General features: G+C 68.2%; 19 protein-coding genes and 1 pseudogene. 14 read left to right on the top strand and 6 right to left on the bottom strand.

Annotated elements, in window-relative coordinates; all coding sequences use genetic code 11:
* Positions 1-863: 863 nt before the first annotated feature.
* The 8 genes from ACWFR4_RS40565 to ACWFR4_RS40530 all read left to right on the top strand — a co-directional run bounded on the left by ACWFR4_RS40565 (position 864) and on the right by ACWFR4_RS40530 (position 8,179).
* Positions 864-1,427 (top strand): hypothetical protein, encoded by a 564-nt coding sequence (locus tag ACWFR4_RS40565; RefSeq protein ID WP_453656633.1) that lies wholly within the window; start codon positions 864-866, stop codon positions 1,425-1,427.
* A 71-nt stretch (positions 1,428-1,498) separates the two neighbouring features.
* Entirely contained in the window at positions 1,499-1,783 is a 285-nt protein-coding gene (locus tag ACWFR4_RS40560) for a hypothetical protein (protein ID WP_453656632.1), read from the top strand.
* 120 nt (positions 1,784-1,903) lie between these two features.
* The gene (locus ACWFR4_RS40555) at positions 1,904-2,542 is read left to right on the top strand and encodes a hypothetical protein (RefSeq protein WP_453656631.1); all 639 of its coding nucleotides are present in this window, start codon (positions 1,904-1,906) and stop codon (positions 2,540-2,542) included.
* Between the two features lie 125 nt (positions 2,543-2,667).
* Positions 2,668-5,133 carry a hypothetical protein gene (locus ACWFR4_RS40550; protein WP_453656630.1) on the top strand — a complete coding sequence of 822 codons (2,466 nt, stop codon included), beginning with the start codon at positions 2,668-2,670 and terminating at the stop codon, positions 5,131-5,133.
* A 440-nt stretch (positions 5,134-5,573) separates the two neighbouring features.
* Complete coding sequence (locus ACWFR4_RS40545) at positions 5,574-6,380, top strand: LPD29 domain-containing protein (RefSeq protein WP_453656629.1); 807 nt, start codon at positions 5,574-5,576, stop codon at positions 6,378-6,380.
* Between the two features lie 55 nt (positions 6,381-6,435).
* The gene (locus ACWFR4_RS40540; protein ID WP_453656628.1) at positions 6,436-7,158 is read left to right on the top strand and encodes a PP2C family protein-serine/threonine phosphatase; all 723 of its coding nucleotides are present in this window, start codon (positions 6,436-6,438) and stop codon (positions 7,156-7,158) included.
* An 89-nt stretch (positions 7,159-7,247) separates the two neighbouring features.
* Entirely contained in the window at positions 7,248-7,880 is a 633-nt protein-coding gene (locus ACWFR4_RS40535; protein WP_453656627.1) for a hypothetical protein, read from the top strand.
* 83 nt (positions 7,881-7,963) lie between these two features.
* Positions 7,964-8,179, top strand: coding sequence for a hypothetical protein (locus tag ACWFR4_RS40530; RefSeq protein ID WP_453656626.1), 216 nt, complete (start codon positions 7,964-7,966; stop codon positions 8,177-8,179).
* A 5-nt stretch (positions 8,180-8,184) separates the two neighbouring features.
* On the opposite strand, the gene ACWFR4_RS40525 is transcribed toward ACWFR4_RS40530, so the two are convergent.
* From ACWFR4_RS40525 to ACWFR4_RS40515, 3 genes are all read right to left on the bottom strand, one after another.
* Positions 8,185-9,057, bottom strand: a complete 873-nt coding sequence (locus tag ACWFR4_RS40525; RefSeq protein WP_453656625.1) for a hypothetical protein — start codon at positions 9,055-9,057, stop codon at positions 8,185-8,187.
* 168 nt (positions 9,058-9,225) lie between these two features.
* Complete coding sequence (locus ACWFR4_RS40520) at positions 9,226-9,864, bottom strand: pentapeptide repeat-containing protein (RefSeq protein WP_453656624.1); 639 nt, start codon at positions 9,862-9,864, stop codon at positions 9,226-9,228.
* A 514-nt stretch (positions 9,865-10,378) separates the two neighbouring features.
* Complete coding sequence (locus ACWFR4_RS40515; RefSeq protein WP_453656623.1) at positions 10,379-10,810, bottom strand: hypothetical protein; 432 nt, start codon at positions 10,808-10,810, stop codon at positions 10,379-10,381.
* Between the two features lie 57 nt (positions 10,811-10,867).
* Between ACWFR4_RS40515 and ACWFR4_RS40510 the strand changes: the two are divergent.
* Positions 10,868-10,963, top strand: a pseudogene (locus ACWFR4_RS40510) (hypothetical protein); the annotation flags it as partial.
* Positions 10,964-11,323: 360 nt separating this feature from the next.
* Here ACWFR4_RS40510 and ACWFR4_RS40505 read toward each other — a convergent pair.
* Complete coding sequence (locus ACWFR4_RS40505) at positions 11,324-11,692, bottom strand: VOC family protein (protein WP_453656622.1); 369 nt, start codon at positions 11,690-11,692, stop codon at positions 11,324-11,326.
* Positions 11,693-12,275: 583 nt separating this feature from the next.
* Here ACWFR4_RS40505 and ACWFR4_RS40500 point away from each other — a divergent pair.
* From ACWFR4_RS40500 to ACWFR4_RS40490, 3 genes are all read left to right on the top strand, one after another.
* Entirely contained in the window at positions 12,276-13,151 is an 876-nt protein-coding gene (locus ACWFR4_RS40500; protein ID WP_453656621.1) for a hypothetical protein, read from the top strand.
* A 525-nt stretch (positions 13,152-13,676) separates the two neighbouring features.
* The gene (locus tag ACWFR4_RS40495; protein WP_453656620.1) at positions 13,677-14,129 is read left to right on the top strand and encodes a hypothetical protein; all 453 of its coding nucleotides are present in this window, start codon (positions 13,677-13,679) and stop codon (positions 14,127-14,129) included.
* A gap of 171 nt (positions 14,130-14,300) precedes the next feature.
* The gene (locus ACWFR4_RS40490) at positions 14,301-14,549 is read left to right on the top strand and encodes a hypothetical protein (RefSeq protein ID WP_453656619.1); all 249 of its coding nucleotides are present in this window, start codon (positions 14,301-14,303) and stop codon (positions 14,547-14,549) included.
* A gap of 440 nt (positions 14,550-14,989) precedes the next feature.
* Here the strand turns inward: ACWFR4_RS40490 and ACWFR4_RS40485 are convergent, their stop codons facing one another.
* Both ACWFR4_RS40485 and ACWFR4_RS40480 read right to left on the bottom strand, forming a co-directional pair.
* On the bottom strand, positions 14,990-15,136 hold the full coding sequence (locus tag ACWFR4_RS40485) for a hypothetical protein (protein WP_453656618.1): 147 nt from the start codon (positions 15,134-15,136) through the stop codon (positions 14,990-14,992).
* A gap of 639 nt (positions 15,137-15,775) precedes the next feature.
* Positions 15,776-16,711, bottom strand: coding sequence for an integrase (locus ACWFR4_RS40480; RefSeq protein WP_453656617.1), 936 nt, complete (start codon positions 16,709-16,711; stop codon positions 15,776-15,778).
* A 402-nt stretch (positions 16,712-17,113) separates the two neighbouring features.
* On the opposite strand from ACWFR4_RS40480, the gene ACWFR4_RS40475 reads away from it, so the two are divergent.
* Positions 17,114-17,464: a hypothetical protein gene (locus ACWFR4_RS40475; RefSeq protein WP_453656616.1), complete on the top strand. Its 351-nt coding sequence runs from the start codon at positions 17,114-17,116 to the stop codon at positions 17,462-17,464.
* A gap of 281 nt (positions 17,465-17,745) precedes the next feature.
* Positions 17,746-18,009, top strand: coding sequence for a hypothetical protein (locus ACWFR4_RS40470; protein WP_453656615.1), 264 nt, complete (start codon positions 17,746-17,748; stop codon positions 18,007-18,009).
* The last annotated feature ends 17 nt before the right edge of the window (positions 18,010-18,026 follow it).

Here is an 18,026-nt window from a genome sequence, read left to right as displayed (position 1 = left end):
GCCTCCGGCAGCCGAATACTCGCTCCGCTCGTTTCGCGCGTCCCCGCGCGAATTGCCCGCCTCCGGCGGGGAGTTATGGAATTGGCCTCCGGCCATTCCATAACGTGCGTGCCTCCGGCACGAAAAGCGGGAGTGCGCTGGTTTTGTTCTGTGGGTGGGGTGTTGAGGATTTGGTTGAGGGTGAGTCATGTCCGGTGTGGTGTTGGGGTTTTGGGGAATCTCCGATTCCCTTAAAGATGAAGGGAATTGAGTTTTAGTATTCCGTGGAGAAAAGTAAACCACGGAATACGGGGGAAGGGGGTTGGGCCCCTCCGGGGCCCAACCCCTTGGAAGGGTGCGGGAATCGAGGGTGAGGGGTCGGTGGCCCTCCGGGCCAGGGAACGATGGTGGGGCGTGTCCTGCGGGTGGGTGGCCTGCCTCCGGCAGGAACTCCCCCAGTGCCTACTCTCACCTTTTCTCTCCCCACTCCCGTTCATCCGGTCGCGGAGGCTCCGCCGACGCGGCCGAGAGCGCCTCCGGCGCCCCCTGCCCCAAGCGCGCGCCCGCCGTCCGTCCTCCTGCCTGTCCTTCCTGCTGTCACAGACGGTCGAGGGTGCGTGTGAGGGGTTGTCAGAGTGCGTACCAGGACCGGGAGACGGACATGACCTGGCTCTTTGCTGAGATACGGCGATGGCTGTACTGCCTGATCGTGGATCTGATCAGCTAACTGATAGCTGATCAGATGGCAGGTCAGATCGTGTGCCGGATTCTGGGTCTGCATAGTTAGGTCGTTTCGGGTGCCTCCCCACTTCAAGAGTGTATTATTGATTTCACAGGCAGGCGGCAACCTGGCTGAGTCTCAATCACCAACCCGAGGAGCCCCCTTGAACACAGAAACCGTTGATGCGGTAAGCCGACTCGCGATCCACATTGCTGGAGAGCACGAGACCAATGCATCTGTCGGTCTGACGCTCATTCCCCTACTCAAAGTCCCGACGGCCATCATCGAATTCCGGCACCCTACCGCCGCGCGCGTTTGGTGGGAAGGCTGGTGCGAGGCCGCCGAAATGCTCGACAGGATTTTTCCCGAGCAGATCGACGCAGGCGAATTGCGTGAGCCCGAACTCACCATCAATTCGTTTGTGATTCTGGCCGATGCGCCCCGTCGCGCCAAGATCCGGGCCCGCAGCGCGGGAGTGAGCCCCGACGGAATCGGCGCGCTGTCGGTCACCGTCGGAGGCCTGACGATCGCGTGTGCGTCGCGGGACGCGGTCGAGTGCCAGGTTCGCGGGTGGCGCGAGGCGTACGACATGTTCGCCCGTGACGGAGGGTTCGGACTTCCGTCCGCCGACCAGGTGGCCGCTCTCGTTCGGGCGGACCACGCCCGCCACGCGGTCAACGAGCTGTCCACCGCAGCCGAGGAGCAGCAGGCGGGCCGGACGCAGTAGCGCGCGCCCAGGGTGGGGCGACCGGCGTTGCCCCACCCTCCCGGAGTCACAGTCACCAGAGAGGGGACACCATGACCGCCACAGGACCGATCAGCCAGGGGCAGCGGGTACGGATCGAGCGCCGCCCCAGCCGGGGTCTGGCTGCCTACGCCCGCCCGAGGACCGCGAACCGGCCCGCCCCGTGGCCCGAGGTGTGGGAAGGCACGGTGTTGCAAGTGGCCTACGAGGACGACGAGTTGACCGACGTCGAGATCTACGGCAAGCGCGAGAGCACCGGCGAGACCATGCGGGTCACGTTCAGCCTCACCCGGAACGCGTTCTTCCGTACTGCAGTGACGCCGGTGAAGTCGTCATAACTCGCCATGTCCGGGGGGTGATTGTGGGTTGAGATCACCCCCCGGAAGAGCGTATTATTGATTCTACGGATGAGCGGCAACTCATCCGCCGCCAACTCACCAACCCAAGGCAGGGGAACAATGAGCGAGTACTACGACCACGTACGGCAGAGCCTTGAAGGCCAGCACGATGACCCGAGCGAGGATCTCGGCACGGACGCGATGCGCTGGACTCCCGCACCCGTCAGCGGCGCCGTGACCGGCGAGGCGATGGACACCGCCGCCGGCACAGCACACGCGTTGCTCAACCGCGCAGCCGACGCGTACCTGTCCCTTCTGAACGTTCTCAGCGACGGGACACACCACATGGTGGCCAGCGCCACCACGCCGCACGGCATTGTCGCCGAAGGCCAGGAACTCACCGTGATGGGGGACGGCCTGATCATCAACGACGCCGCATCTACGCGCGTGTGCGCTGTGATCGCTGCGGGCTTGGTCGGGTCCGCCACCGGTGGACTGGTCGTACGCAGCTTCGGCCCCGACGGGTCGGAGTTCGTACGCGGCTGGAAAGTCCGGAACTTCTGGCTTCGGCCGCTCACTGCCGAGGACATCCGGGAGGCGTACGCCGTCGACGCCGAAACCGGCGCACCTCTGGCCCCAGAACCGGGCGTTGAGTACCGGCAGGCCGAGGAAGTGCCCCGCCCGCAGGCGGAGACGAGCAGCGAGAGCACCGGCCGCACCGCGCCCCGGGATGACCGGCCCCCGAACCGCCGCAACTGAGCACCTACCCGCCCGGGCCGGTCACCCGACCGGCCCGGGCGGGTACACCCTTGCTCCCCCTGCCCCGCCCTCCCGGTGTGAGCGGCAACTCACCCCGGCACCAACCCGACCAGGAGTGACCCAACATGACCGCGAACCCGTCCCCCGCCGACAGCACGCACACCGCTGCTCAGGCGCCGGCCCCGGCCTCTGCCGAAGTGCCGGCGCCCACCGCCCCGACTGCCGATCTGCCCCGCAACCTGGTCCACCTCACCGCCCGCGCAGAAGCGGCCGGATGGACCATCACCGTCAAGACGCAGCCCGGACACTGCGCGCTGCTGCTCACCGCCCGCCAGGAGCCCAGGAAAACCGTCCTGCGGTGCGTGTGGAGGCTCACCGCCCGGGGCTACCGCTGGGACGGCGCCACCCTGACCCGCAACGGCCAGCAGACCGCCGAGGACATCGCATGGAGCGCCCTGGGGGACCTGGTGGCCGCCGAGGCTCCCACCGCCCGCACGGCGCCGGTCCTGTCGGCCTACGGTGAGCGGAGCGCCTCCCCCGTGACGGCGGAGGTCGTCTCAGCGTCCATCGCCGCCGCCCCGGCGGGCGAGGTCCCCGTCATGCTGCGTCCGTGGATCAAGGCCACCGTCCCGCTGGAGCTGTACCCGTCGCGATTCGTCGGGCGCGACTACGCCGGAGCTGACTGCCTGCTGACCCCCGCAGGCGCCGACGCCGCCCCGGACAGTCAGCCGGTCCTGTCCATGCTCCCCGCCGACTACCTCACATCGAACGCCGCCTACCTCGAAGATCTCGCCGCGTACGCCGTCGCGGAGGGCCGCACCCCCGAGGAAGGGGCAGCGTTCGCCAGGTGGGTGATCTCGTCCGGGATCCTGACGTTCGGGGTGTACGGCTCGGCGTATGAGCAGTGGGTGCAGTCACTCACCTGCACCATGACAGCCCGCTACGCGGTGCTCACGTACACGCGGATGAACGGCGCAGCGCTTCGTCTGGAGTGCGGTTGCGGGCAGCGCCACCCGGGCCGCCCGTGGGAGGGCGCCACCGTGTGGAATGACGACGGGTGCCACTACCGCAGTTCCAGCGCCGTCCCCCTGGGCCGCATTGCCGACCTGATCACCGCACGCGGGTACCAGGTTGCGGGTGAGTGGACACACGGCGAAGTTGTCCGCCGGGTGACTGTCGAGCAGACCGCCCTACCCGGAGCGGAGATGCCGCCGACCGTGGCCGCAGCGGACGCCCCGCCGTCCGCCCCGGGCACAGCCGAAGCGTGGGAGGCCGATGGCGGAGCCTGCCCTGGTGTCGAGCCGCCCCGCGGCCCCGAGCCCGGACCGAGCGGCGACGCCCCCACGGCCCCGCCCGCCGCGCCGTCGTCCGACGAGGTCGCCGGCCTGCCCAAGAACGCGCGGACGCTGGCCGAGGCAGCGACCGCGAACGGGTGGGATGTCACCGTCACGGCCAACCTCATGCAAGGCACCCTCGTACAGGCGGTCGAGGTGTCCGGCGAGTTCCCGGTACGCACCGGCACTCAGGGATACACCGCCCGGTGCGTGTGGGACGGGGCCCGTTACTGGGGGTCCGCCTCGCAGTGCAACGGCCGCCACAGCGCCGCATTCCGCGAAGTGCTCGCGTGGGTGCGCGACGTGCGCGCCATCAACCGGGCGGACGAGGAGGCCGGCCGGACCGTGTGGGGACGCGACGCGGCTGAGTGGCACCGCCAGCTCGCCGACGCCGTCACCAAGATTGCCGAGACGGCCGCCGATGCCCGGTTGGAGCACGGGCATGTGACCGGCGACGCCGCCGAGCGTGCCGGGGCAGCTCTGGCCGCCGCCGAGCAGGCGCACCGTGACGCGGTCGACGCGCTCACCCGGGCCCAGCGCGGCCACCGGGAGACCGGAGGCGAGGACGCGCGGCCCCTGGCAGCGGAGCGGGATGCGGTGCTGGACGCGGGCAAGCGGGTGCGCGCCGCCGTGGAGCAGGTCAAGGACGCGCCGCGCGCGACCGAGGCCGAGGCGCTCGCCCTGGTGGCGATCGCCGAGGGCGAGCGCCTGTTGCAGGCCCAGGAGGAAGCGTGGCGGGCACGGCTTGCCACCGAAGGCCGGGAGCCCACCGCCGCCGGATACGGGCGGCTCATCCAGATGTTCGAGGACCCCCAACGCGCGTGGGTGGCCTGGCACGCCGAGCACGGGCGCACCGGCGAACCCTTCCACGCCGCCTACGACCGCTGGGGCGAGGAGCGACACGGCAAGGGACAACGGGCCGCGTACACCTGCGCGTACCTGAACGCGCGCGCCGCTCAGGACGCCGCACGCGGAGCGCTCGCCGTCGCGGTCGGCACCGCCCAGGGGGGCGGGGAGGGCCGCGCCCTGGTGCAGCGCGGCAGGGACCGTAGCCGGTCAGCGCGGGAATGGGTGCGTCACTGGCTGACGCGTGGCTGGACGACGGACGGCCGGGCCGAGGAGTTCGCCGAGCAGCACCCCGCCGAGGTGGAAGCCGTACGGGTCGCGCGGCTGACCGTGGACGGAGTCGAGGCCTACCGCCGCGCCGAGAGCGAAGGGTGGCAGGCGGAGCAGGCCGCCGCCAACACTCCGTCCTGACACACCCCCAACCGGCCCGGGGCCCCGGGCCGGTCCGGGCTCGCACGCCGGGACCGGCACTCTGGAGGAGCCAGAGCTGTGCGGATGAGCAAGTGCCGCGCCGACACTCTGAACCGAGGCGCGCGGTTTCACCACCAACACCGGGAGCAGCGCGGGACGTTGCCGTGTCTGGAGAGCGGGGACCCAGGTATACGCCTGCTGGAAGCGCGGTGAAGGCCTGGTGGTGGCCGTCCATCTGGGTACCGGCGAGGTGCCCGACGACGTGATCAACCCGGGTGGAACGATCCCGATCCGGATCACGGTCAACGGTGACTGCGTCTTCATTGCCGACTGATACGGCAGAAGCGTTGAACCCCCCACCATGTAGAGAGTATTATTGATTTTGCAGGTGAGCGGCAACTCACTCGCCACCAACCCAACTCGCACCAGAAGGACAGGGCATGGACTACATCGACACCAAGCACGTGGCCGCCGAACTCAAGCGCCGGTTGCAAAAGGCGTTCCCCGGCGTGCAGTTCAACGTGCGCAAGGGCACTGGTACCGCCGCCGCGTGGATCTCCGTCCACTGGACCGACGGCCCCTGCACGGCCGACGTCGAAGAGCTCACCCGCCCCATGCAGGGCGCGCAGTTCAACGGCATGGAGGACCGCTACGAGTCCACCGACAACACGGTCACCGTCACCGTCAAGGGCCAGAAGGTCACCGGTAAGCCGCTGGTCGACGGCATCAACACCCACCGGGACGTCTCCGATGACGCCCTGAAGGCCGCCGCCGTCCTGTGGTCCGAGGCCCACGACGGCACCGAGCCCTCCACTAGCGGCATGCTCGCCGCCTGCGTCGTCGACGGCCACGTCATCCAGGAGAACTGGGCCCCGCAGCAGATGTGGCAGATCGCCAGTGACGTTGTCCTGCCCCAGCGCTGGGCCGCCGCCAAGGAGCAGGCCGCCACACAGGCCGCCCGTCCGGTGAGCGCCGACGAGGAGGGCGACGAGGGCGCGGAGGGACTCACGCTCCAGCACACGGCCGAGGACGGGACAACCGTCACCGGTACGCGTCTGGGCGACGGTGCCGCCGACGTGCTCAGGCGCCACGGCTTCAACTGGCACCGCAAGAACCAGTACTGGTACGCCCCCGGCAGCCGCGACCAGCAGGCCGACGCCGAGTTCATGGCCGCCGTCGCCGCCGACCTGCGCGCCGAAAACCTGAGCGTCACCACGGCGCAGCCCGAGTCGACCCCCACCGCCTGACCGCCCCACGGCCGGGCGCCCACGGCGCCCGGCCCGGCCTGCTCCCGGAGGTTTCATGCCCACCCACGCTGCCTTCCAGCTCATCGGCGACCGTTCCCACCAGTGCGACGCCACCGCCACCTACACCCACAACGGCGCCCGCGCGTATGTCCTGTGCGACGGCATCGGCTCCACCGGGGCGGTGCGCGACTGGACCCGCACCGCCGCCCGCCGTCTCGCCCGCACCGCCGCCCTGCACGCTGGCGCCGAGGCCGGCCTGAGGGCCGTCTACGAGGCCTACGCCGCCGAGCCGGAGCGGCAGGACAAGTCCGCCCGCTACGACCCGCCCGCCGCCTGCGCCGTCGTGGCCGTCACCGTCCCCGGCAAGCCGCTCACCGTCGCCTGGTGCGGAGACGCCCGCGCCTACGTCCTCACCCCGCGCGGCACCGTCCAGCGCCTCACCGACGACCACAACCTTCGGCGCATCTTCCAGGGCAACCGCAACCGCATCACGTCGTGCCTGGGTGCGACGGAGACCGACGCGGAGAGGAAAGCACAGTACGGGCATCCCGCAATCGAGTCCGTCACCCGTGGCGCGGAGAACTGCCGTCTGCTGCTGGCCAGCGACGGCACGTACGAGCCCTTGGAGGACTCAGCCCGCAACCTCGCCAACTACCTCACCAGTACGCCGAGCCAGGCCGCGCGGGACGTCACCAGCTCGGCGATCGCCCACGCCGGAACCTACGCCGACAACGCAACCGCCCTGGTCGCCGACCTTCGCACCGCCCCCACCAGGTAAGCCGCGGGTCGCACCCCGGTAACCACCTCCGAGCCGACCACCCGACCGGCCGGGCGCGCCAGTCGCCCGGCCCACCGAGCGGAGCCCTCATGTCCACGCGCTTCCCCTCTCAGCTCACCGGCGATCGCCTGCACCCGCTGGCCGCCGTCACCGACCCGGGCGCCGTCGAGGCGTGGGAGACGGACGGCGGAGCCTGCGCCGGCGTCCAGACGCCCCGCGCCCTGCAGGCCGCCCCGACCGCCCCCCGCAGCACCCGGCGGATGTTCATCGCCCGTTGCGCTGCAGGGGAGTTCGGATACCGCAGGGCTGACGGCCTGGCCCTGACCGTCCACCGCGCCGAGGAGGACGGCGGCCCCGCTCTGTGTGGCGATGCCCCGGCGTGGTGGGAGTCCGCAGACCCCGGACAGGCGCTGCGCCGGGTGTCCTGCCACGACTGCACCGAACTGTGGATCGAGCGGGCGGGCATCGGGCCCCGGTGGCAGGTGGCCGACTGCATGCGATGGAGGGTCTACCGGACCGAGCGCAACCGGTACGGCACGCCCGTCAGCGTGTTCGACGGCGACGTCACGCGATGGGACCGCATCCTCGGCCACCGCCGGTGGTGCTTCTACCACTCGGCCACCGCGGCCGGTGTCCGCATCTGCGCCTACCCCCGAGACGGCGACGAGCACAAGGAGTGGTGGTTCCCCGCCGCGCCGCAGCCGACCCCCACCGGCGCCTAGGCCAGGCGCACCGCCCCTCTCGCCGCCGGTCCGGGACCGCACCCCGGACCGGCGCACCACCTCACCCCGAAAGGCGGCACGTCATGCCCGGAAAGCTCAGCAAGGAGCAGGCCCAGAAGCACAAGCAGGCGTGCGAACTGGTCGCGGAAGAGCGGGACTTGACGGAGGAGGAACGGGAATTCGCCCTCGATCACTACCACGAGTCCGCGAACACGGGCCGCGCCCTGGACGGCGCGTTCTTCACGGCCGCCGGGCTCGCCGGCAGCGGGGACGGCGAACGGGGGAAAGTGTATAATTGATTTCATTAGTAAGCGGCAAATTGCTCAACGCCAACCGATCGCACAAGGAGCACTCCGTGAGCGACACCGCGACAACCACACCGATGCAGCAGATCACCCTGCGGCTCGGCCAGATCCGCGTCAACGAGCGCAACGTGCGTCAGGAACTCAACCTCGACGAGAAGTTCCTCCAGTCCGTCGCCGCCAACGGCGTGAAGGTCCCCGTCGTGGTCCTCCCGCTCGGCGAGGACACGTACGAGCTGAAGATGGGACACCGGCGCTGCTTCGCCGCCCGGACCACCAAGGAGACCGAGGAGGAGCAGGACGCGATCGAGGTCCCCGCGTACGTGCTCGACCCCTCCCTGCGCGAGGCCGGTGAGGACTTCATCGACCAGCTCATCGAGAACGACGACGCCTACCGTCGTGGCCTGACCGAGCTGGAGCAGGCCGACGCCCTGTTCGGTGCGGTCGGCGAGGGCATGAAGCAGGCGAGGGTCGCCGAACTCACCGGCCGGACCCGCACCCAGGTCTCCCGCGCCGTCAAGACCGCCAAGACAGTCGGCGAGCGGACCCGTTCCGTCCTCGCCGGGGCCGGAACGTATGACCTCGATCTCGAAGTGCTCGGCGTGCTGGGCGAGTTCGACGACGACGGCGACGCCGTAGACCGGCTGCTGGAGGCCTACCGCACGGGCCGCTTCGAGTTCCAGGTCCAATGGGAGCGCGACGACCGCGCCGAGCACCAGGCCCGCGACACGGTCCGCCCGCAGCTGAAGGAGGCCGGAGTACGGCTGGCCGAGGACTCCGACACTCTTGCGCCGACCGCCGAGCCGCTCGCCGAGCTTGACGGCCCGGACGGCGAGCCCATGAGCGCCGAGGCCCACACCGGGTGCCCGGGCCACGTGGCCACCTGGGCCGAGAACCCCAACGAGCCCGGCGAGGTGGACTACTTCTGCACCGACCCGGACCGCTTCGGCCACCGGCCGCCCCAGGAAGACACCCCAAAGACGGACGGCGAGAAAGACGTACAGCAGGCCGAGGCGGCGAAACAGGCCAAGCCGTCGCAGCCGTCACGCGAATACGTCAAGGCGGGCAACAAGGCCTACCGCGCCGCCGAGAAGGCCCGACAGGTGTGGCTCAAGGACCTGATCGGCCGCAAGAGCACGCCGAAGCCGCTCACCGCGTTCATCACCAAGCAGCTCCTGACCTGCCCCAAGCCGGTGGCCCAGTGGTCGGGCGACGTCGGCCGCCGCAACCTCATCAAGGGTCGCCGACGCGAACCCGGCGTCGCCCTGGAAGGTCGCCGACCGGAACCCGGCGTCGCCCTCGAACGTCACCTCCCAGAACCCGGCGCTGCCCTCGAAGGTCACCGACCCGAACCCAGCGTCGTGCTTGAAGGTCACCGCCCAGAACCAGGCTTTGCCCTTGAAGGTCGCTGCCTCGAACCCGGCATAACCCTCGAAGGTCGCCATCCCGAACCCGGCGTAGCCCTCGAAAGTCGCCGACTCAAACCGGGCGTAGCCCTCGAAAGTCGCGGACCCGAACAGGGCGTCGCCAAGGTGAGGTTGTCCGGTGCCACGGTCACGAAGAGCGTCGAGCAGCTCGTCGAGAAGCTGGGCAGTGAAGAACGTGCCGCGGTGGTCGACATCGGCTCCAGGCTGCAGGCCGGCCAGGTAGGCATCCCGCTCGGTGTCAGCAAGATGAGCCAAGCAGGCGGTGTGGCCACGCACGCGAATGCCGCGACAGCCCCCAGGATCGTCCGGGGCAGCTCCGTGGCCGCAGTGAGGCCAAGCGGGCGGCTCCGGGGATGGTGTGGTCATACACCAGAGGACGATCAAGCACGGCCGACAGTTGCCGTCCCCGGCGCCCTCCCACAACACGGAACACCTGGAGACGACCAGCCACCACGGCCGGCGGGCCGAGGCCCGGCGAACGCACCCCGCTTCACGCATGGATCCCGGATAAGCTCACATGTCCGGAGTCCAGAAATCGGACTTGTCGGTCAAGATGCTCGACCGGGGAGTATCTCTGAGAAGCGTCCCAGCGCCCCTCAGAAGAGACTCCCTGGGCCGTGCCACAGCTGCCTCGCAGGCGTTAGACAGCCTGAGACTGCACAGTGGATTCCAGACCGCTCGGGACGGCGACCACCCCCAGTCCCACCCCCGAGCCCCAGCGTCCCCGCCATCACCCTCCGGTGGCGGGGACGCTTCACGTCCCCGTACGTCAGCCCTCCGGATGCTCCGCAAACCACGACGTCATCCTCTGCAACGGCAACGTCACCGCCAACGAATTGCCCTTCGCCCCCAGATTGTCCCGGCCGAAGTGATCCGCCTGACGCTCCGCCTCATCCACGAACCCGATCGGCACCGCATACAGCGCCGGGTCCTTCGCCTTCATCGCCGCCCGCACACGCGCGGCCGCCTTCAACTGCGCCGTCACCTGGTCCTGGCACTCCGGCGCCGTCTCACAGCCCGCAGCACCCGCCGCCGTGTAGTCCTCGAGCGCATCCCGCGGCGCCACCGGTTTCGCCTTCGACGCCGATACGGACGGCTTGCCGTCCTTCCCGCCGCCCGGGTCGTCCCCGCTACAGCCGGCCGCACTCCCAACCACGAGCACCGCCAGCACGATCGACCCCACCATCCGCATACGCCTCATGCCGGGCATGGTCCACCCGAAGACCAGCCCGGGGAACCCGAACCCCCGGACGACCCTATGTGTACCGCTATGCGGCAGATGATGGGTGCCTTCTCTCAGTTGGAGCGATCGATGATCGCCGCCCGACTCCGCCACGGCCGACGCGAGAAGGCTGAGCAGGGCGCATACGCCTACGGTGCCCCGCCGTACGGATGGCGGGCCCACCAAAAAGACCTGACGGAAGAAGAGAGCGAGCAGGCCGGTCGCGCACGCCAGCTCCGCGACGAAGATGAGCTGTCATATCACGAGATTGCTGCAGTGCTCGACGCCGAGGGCATCCCGCCCAAGAGAGGGGAGCGGTGGCACCACAGACCGGCCTTCTACCAAGCGCTAGGTTCTATCGGACCTGCCGGACCGACAGCTCGGGTGGTCGCTCCGTGCTCCCAGTACGCGTGCCGTTCACGAGCCGATCTATGGCTACATCACGCCCATACGGCCGTAGTCGACGAAGCGGGTCGTCGACGTCAGCGTCTATCAGCCTCTGACCAGGCAGAAAGGATGCCCAGCCGGATCGGCGAGGACCCGCCACCCGTCCTCATTCGGCTGGTGATCAGGTTTGCTTGCCCCCAACTCAAGGAGCCAGGTCTCGGCTTCGTCCAGGTCATCGACCGCGAAGTCGAGGTGGGACTGCTGAGGAACAGTCTGGTCAGGCCAGCGGGGAGGCCGGTAGTCGTCGACCCGTTGGAAGCCGATGAAGAGTCCGTCGTCACAGTTGAGACCGGCGAAGTTGACGTCGGATTTCGGGTGAGGCTCGAGGCCTGTGGCCTGCTGATAGAACGCCGCCAGAGCCAGCGGATCAGAGCAGTCGAGTGTTATCGCGCACAGCTTCATCTGCAGGGGCATGACACCTCCAGGTCGATCAGTGGACGTTCGCGATGCACACCGGCATCCGGCCGAAGCGAGGGGAGCGGTGGCACCCGGAGACGGTTCGCTGGATGCTCGCCAACACGACTAATCGACCGCCCGCACTGCGACGGTCGCCCTAGCCCTGGACACGTGTGGGCCCCGCGCGGCGCGCGGGGCCCACACGGCGAGATCACAGGGGAGCGGGGCGAGGGGCACAACCTCGTCTGATCCGCTCCACCATCCGACAGCCCGAGACCTTATCCAGGGGACAACGAGCCGTTGAACTACATCGACTGTGATGACGCTAAGTCAGCTGCAGTCTCAAGAAGGGGGGTTGGGGACACTACCCGCCCCTTCCTCAACATCAGCCGCTCTGCTTCTGACGATAGACGGACCGAGCGGAGAACCGCCACCCTCTTCTTGGTGGAATGCCCGGGTACACCCCCACCTTTGCACCCAGAGTGCCACGTTCTTGTCCTGCTCAGGGGCTACCTTTGCTGCGGTGATGCCCTACCTTTGAACCCGGCACTACGTAACTTTGAACTACTTATCCATACTTGTTGATACGGCAGGTGACCCGGTGCAAGCGAAAGATCAGTCGGTGGAGCTGCGTCGCTCCCCGTCGAACGCAGCGCTGAAGGCGGCCGAGAACGCCGCCCGGTACGGGCGCCGGAAGGCTCAGCTGCGCTACAGCTTCGTTGAGCGGTTCCATCCAGACGACGCGCCACCGCCATTGGCCCGGATGCTCCGTGGAGGGCGTGGCGGCCAGGTCCGGCTGAAGCTGCTCCTGAGCTACCTCTGGATGCAGCGCGACGACACGGCCCAGGGCCTCACCTTCGCGGGGCGAGCTTGGGCCACGCTTCTTGATCTCCGAGATCCCGCTACAGCTGGAGCCCGTCGTATCAGCGATGCACAGGCGTGGCTCGCCCAGAACAAGTTCATTGACGTGGCCTCCCAGATGGGACGCCCCAATCAGGTCGTGGTCCTGGACGAGAGCGGCAACGGCCAGCAGTACGTAGCTCCGGGAGCAGCTGCTCGGAAGGAAGCAGCGGACAGCCAACTGGGCGCGTTGGTCCATCGTTACGTCCAGATCCCTGATGCCTTCTGGACCAGTGGGTACCTCACCGTACTTTCAGGAGCGGGCGTCGCCATGTTCCTCGTGTTGTTGTGCGAGCGCGGCCCCAAAGCGAGCGACGAAGCGTTGTGGTTCAGCCCGAAGGACGCCGAACATCGCTATGCCCTCAGTGAGGACACCCGCAGCAAGGGGCTGCGAGAACTGGCCCAAGTCGGGCTCGTAAGGACGAAGCGCCGCCCTATCAACCCGACCGACTTCGAGGTAGTGCACGTCCGTAACGTCCACTATCTCGACCTCGATCGGCTCGGCGAGACGGCCGTCATCAAGCCGCCGACACGGCGCTTCGTGCGGGTGCCCAAGAAACGTGAGGCCGGTGAGTGACCGCTTCGGCCTTGGTGAACTTGCTTGTTGAACATCCGCCACGTGGTGCGGATGTTGCGACCGCCCGTGTCCAGGAACCGATCGATTGTGGGATGGCAACGACCACCACGAAGGCGGAGCCGAGCGTCCTGTGACACCGAATCTGGATCGTTTGCCGGCGGCGGAAGCGACCATAAGGGCGTCGGCACACATGTGCGGCGTTGCCGGGCTGTCGGCGTTCGGTTTGGGAAGCGGGAGACCAACCGTGATCAAGAACATTTTGCGTGCCATCGCCAGGGCTGCATCACAGCAGCCAGACACCGCGTCCAACGGCCCCAGCAACCCGATGATCTACAGCTGGCGCTGCGAGTGCGGGGCTAAGTCTCGCGGCTCTGACATCAGGGCCGACACGGAGTACAACGCCTCACGGCACCAGTTGCGTCATCCCGTGGGCCATCCGAAGCCGGAGGTCTACTCCGTCGAATAGGCGTGAGCGAGTATTTTGGCGTCAGTCATTCTCCGGCGGTTGGTCAGTAAGGGGGCGAGGTGGGGAAGCCGCTTTGTCAGGAGCTCTCGGATGCGGCTAGCTGGTCAGACTGGGTACCGCTGAGTGCCGCCGAGGTGCCGCGGCTGCCTGGTGTTTACCTCGCCCGGCAGGGTGCGACAGGCCCGGTGGTGTACGTGGGCATGGCTGGGGAGCGGTCGGGTCAGGGGCTGCAGGGTAGGTTGCGGCGATACACCAGTGGCAAGGCGTTGGCCTCCGGGCTCGGCGAAGCAGTCTTCGACCGGGCGCTGGCGGATGTCAGATGGTTGCGCGAGCGCCTGGCGGAAGTCGAAGCGGGCCGGCCCGAGCGGGCGGCTGATTGGGGCAAGGCTGCGCTGGCATGGGCGGATCTGCATGTCTGTTGGGCTGTCACCGCGAGCGGCGATGCGGCAGAGGCATTGGAGAAGAAGGTGCTGACGCTGGAGACCGTGGATTGGTGGAACCGCGACCGCTGATCTTCGGACTGCCCAGACATCCGGGTAGTCCGAAGGCCAGCGTCGTTGTGTTCGATCTTTCGCGACCTGGCTCAGGTTCTGCGCCGAGCAGGACCTCCCGCCACCGCGACGAGAAGCGCGGCCCAGATGGCCCCCGCCACTTCCACGGGAAGCTGTTCGTCGAGAAAGGCCGTGCCGGGCACTGTCGCTAGCGACGAGCACCCGGAGTTGGGCGCAGCCCTCTCCTGGATCGAGGACAAGAAAGTGCACGGGCTCGTCGCGCCGAACCTGGACCGGCTCGCTCGCGAGCTCGTCGTGCAAGAGGCCGCGCTCGCGCAGACCTGGAAGCACGGCGGCCGCGCCTTCATGGCCGACCAGGGCGAGATCCTGCCCGATGACCCCGCAGCTACCGGTCCCTGTTGCCCTCGGGCAGGACGTTGACCGGCAACCGATCGGTTGTTGGACACCAGGGCGTCGTCGTCCTGAGTGCCCCACGCCCGGTGGGCCAGCGATGGCCTGGGCGGCAGCGGAGAGAGCAGCCAGGAACGTGGCCCGGCGTCGACTGGTGGGCGAACGACTCCATGGAGTCGGCGTCAGTCCAGTCAGCGGTCGTAGTCATGCCCGACACATCCTGCAGCCGACTTCCTTCTGAGGACGGTTCGCCCACAGCCGCCGTGCGACTCGGTGAGCTATGGTGAACTAGCCTGCTGGCGAAGCCCTGGCACGGAAGACCTCCCGCGAGGAGGTCCCGAACCACGAAGGGCCGGAGCTGGTTGCACCCAGCATCCGACCCTCCGTCAGTGGTCTAACTATGAGCCCGGCCGTCTATCACTCGGCCGGGCTCAGTTATGAGCGCCTGCCGTAACGTCCGGGGCCACAGGTCACATCCAGAAGGACGCGATCTCGACCGCGATCTTGATGACGCTTCCCAGCGCTCCGGCTGCAGTGAGCCACGCCATTACGGTCTTGCCCGGGGGCTTGATCCGTATCTGGCGGCGCTGCACTGACCGGTCGTCAGGCGTTGCCATCTGACCACCTCCTGCGGTTCCCAAAGGCCCCTGGAACGACGGGGGTTCCTCTCGGGGGAGAGGTACATCTGTGAGGGGTACCGCCTGAGCAGCCCCAAGCATAGGAGCTGGCGGAGACTTCGATGGACCGGGGACCACAACTTCTGGGCTGCTGATGCAATCCAACCACTAGATCTGGGGTTTGGTCGCAAATTCGCCCTCACGCGTGTCACCCTGCCGTCCACCTGAGCTGCCTACTTGCCGACCCTGCGGCGGAGTTGCGACGGTTCGATCGGCGCGGCAGCCGGCATCGCGAACTGAGGGCGAGTAACGCAAGGGTGCAGGTAGGCGAGGCGAACTAGCCCGAGACGGGTCCCTATTGATGGGTGGGATTGCGCTTTTTCACTCGTACGTGTGTTTGGCGCAACCTTTCGAAACCAACTACCGTTGGCCACTCGCGCCGTGCTGGCCAAGGCAGTTCGCCTCTCCGCTGAGCCCCGGGCTCACCAGTGCAGAGGATGAAGATGCGCCCCTTGGCGGAGGAACCGATCAGCCCTCTGGTGAAGGACGAGGGGCACCCACTCCCTTCATCCCTCGCTGAGGGCGGGAAGCCCATCGCGGCCCGAACGAGTCGCGCGGTTCCGGTGACGGGTGATTTGCTCAGGAGAGCCGACCGCGGGTGAGCCTGCTGCGCAGGGAGATGCTGGTCCAGCTGACGGGGACGCCAGCGCGAGCAGAGATGCGCTTGATGGCACGGGTGACACTGTCGGGGCACATGCCGCCCGTGACGTTCCCCCAACGGTCGATGCCGACAAAGGCCGGGGTGGAAGAGACGTCGTACTGATCACCGTGCAGATGACGGAGTTGGGCCCGGTAGACGCTCCAGGCCCGCACAGGACAGACGGTGGTGTCGTTGGAGTGTGGGATCTCCACGCTGCGTACCGAGCGCTGGGTCTTGCGAGCCGGGACGGAGATGGCCAGGCCCCTCGGGTGCACTGCGACATCACCGGCGAGCAGGCGGGCAGGCTCGGAGGCGCGTTCCGCGTAGTGGAAGCCGGTGAGTATCAAGGCTTTGTCCCGGTGACCGGTGAGCGTCTCCGGGCAGGACGCGGCGATCGCGTATAGGCCGTCGATGTCGGCGGCGACACTCTGGCCGCGGCCGCGCAGCTCACCGGTCTCGAGTAGCGCAGCCGCCACATCCTCAAGGGACCGACGGGCCTCGGCCTGGGTTTCGGCGCTGACCGGGATTCCGCGGCGGCGCAGCCCGACGACCGTCGCGGCGAGGTGTGTGCCAGCGCTGGCCGGCGCATAGCCCATGGTGCCGCCGTGGCTTGGCTTTTGACGGCCCTCGCGCAGCATCCACGTGACGAAGGCGACCAGGTCGGCATGTGAACCCTCGGCAGGCGATAGGTCGGACGCCGAGCAGAAGCGTTCCCATACCCGCCAGGACTTTGCGTAGGTGTCGAGCGTGTGGTCCGGCGAGCTCTCGTCGACGGCGAGTTCCTTGGGCTCGGCCAGGCGCAGGAGAGGGCGGCTGTCGCCGTTCGGGAACGGGGCCGTCAGGCCCGTGCGTATCGAGACGTTCGGAACGGTCAACGCCAGTGCCTCCGTCCTGATCCGATTGGGCGTTATCTATCGGTTTATCATATCGAACGTAGTGGAGTTATCCGACGTGATATCAAGAATGGGCGCAAGCGTGGTGTCACATTCAGATGCCCCGCTATGGCCTGTTATTTACCGCCTGCACAGTGGCATGCGCCACAAACTCGCGGTTCGGTTTGGAGTGCAACAGCCGGGGTGACAGCGTCTTTCCATCGCCCCGCGAGAACGGCCCGACTCCTAATGGAGAGTTGGGCCTCTTTGCTGTCTAGGGCCCTGCGACACCCCGGAAGGAGCGAGGGCCCGGCGCGGACGCGACGGGCTTCGAATGGGGCCTGCTCGCCGAGATCTTGCCGGATGAGAGCGGGCAGGCCCCCGAGCCGAAGGGCGCCCGCCACCGTGGACGGACACATCGACCTCACCGCCATTGTGCTGCTCGGGATCGGCGCTGTCGTGGTGTACCTGGTGTACAAGCACGACCAGCAGTCGCCGCCGGGAAGCCCGCAGGGCCTTCAGCAGGCCAATCTCGGAGCCGCGATCATGACGGGCGTGGCCGTTGTCACGCTCGTCATCACGCTGCTCGCGCTCGGGGGCGGTGGAAACGCGACGAAGGCGACCACCGACGAGCCGTCGAGCACGCCCTCCCCCAACGCTCCCTTGGAGCCCGGCTCCCTTGAGCCCAGTCCGGCCGGGGCGACAAAGCCCGCGGCGGATGGACCCACCACGCCCGCTGGACCGTCCCCCCGGTAGGGCCGGGGTAGTGACCTGCGCTGCTGACGCGGGGGCGCAAGGGAATGCCCGCGCGGCCCCGTAGGCAGCGCCACAGGGTCGCACGGGCGGGACGACTGCATCTGCCCTACGACCCCACCATCCGGGCCCGCGGCCTGAGTCTGCAAGTGCGGCACATTTCCGCATTCGCGGTGCCTCGAGTGCTGTCAGTGGCCGCCGGTAGCGTTGTGGGGAGTTGGACTGCCGGAGGGCCACACGGGCTCCTTCCCCCGCTGGTGGTCCCCGCACATTGGAGGCCACTCATGGCCCGGTCCAAACTGAAGATCGATGACTCTGCCCTGCGGAAGGTCGCAGAACAGGCCACCCGCAAGCTCGCTTCCGACCTGACGCGTGCGCTCAACGTGCTCACCCCGCAATACCAAGGCCGTCCCCTGGACGAGGTGAAGAAGGCGGTCGCGGAAACGTGGTCCCGCCATTCCGGCGGCGGCAGCATCACAGATCCCGAGCTCACCAAGTTCGCCGAGCAGATCGCAGCCGGCGGCCAGGTGACGGTCAACGCCGCATAGGCTGCATGCCGGTGCCC

Source organism: Streptomyces sp. NPDC055140 (assembly GCF_053607285.1).
This window is presented reverse-complemented; position numbering and strand designations above follow the sequence as displayed.

Bases quoted from the DNA above. Each gene is read 5' to 3' on its own strand.
- ACWFR4_RS40560 (WP_453656632.1), top strand. From the start codon at position 1,499: ATGACCGCCACAGGACCGATCAGCCAGGGGCAGCGGGTACGGATCGAG.
- ACWFR4_RS40555 (WP_453656631.1), top strand. From the start codon at position 1,904: ATGAGCGAGTACTACGACCACGTACGGCAGAGCCTTGAAGGCCAGCAC.
- ACWFR4_RS40550 (WP_453656630.1), top strand. From the start codon at position 2,668: ATGACCGCGAACCCGTCCCCCGCCGACAGCACGCACACCGCTGCTCAG.
- ACWFR4_RS40545 (WP_453656629.1), top strand. From the start codon at position 5,574: ATGGACTACATCGACACCAAGCACGTGGCCGCCGAACTCAAGCGCCGG.
- ACWFR4_RS40540 (WP_453656628.1), top strand. From the start codon at position 6,436: ATGCCCACCCACGCTGCCTTCCAGCTCATCGGCGACCGTTCCCACCAG.
- ACWFR4_RS40535 (WP_453656627.1), top strand. From the start codon at position 7,248: ATGTCCACGCGCTTCCCCTCTCAGCTCACCGGCGATCGCCTGCACCCG.
- ACWFR4_RS40530 (WP_453656626.1), top strand. From the start codon at position 7,964: ATGCCCGGAAAGCTCAGCAAGGAGCAGGCCCAGAAGCACAAGCAGGCG.
- ACWFR4_RS40515 (WP_453656623.1), bottom strand. From the start codon at position 10,810: ATGAGGCGTATGCGGATGGTGGGGTCGATCGTGCTGGCGGTGCTCGTG.
- ACWFR4_RS40505 (WP_453656622.1), bottom strand. From the start codon at position 11,692: ATGCCCCTGCAGATGAAGCTGTGCGCGATAACACTCGACTGCTCTGAT.
- ACWFR4_RS40485 (WP_453656618.1), bottom strand. From the start codon at position 15,136: ATGGCAACGCCTGACGACCGGTCAGTGCAGCGCCGCCAGATACGGATC.
- ACWFR4_RS40470 (WP_453656615.1), top strand. From the start codon at position 17,746: ATGGCCCGGTCCAAACTGAAGATCGATGACTCTGCCCTGCGGAAGGTC.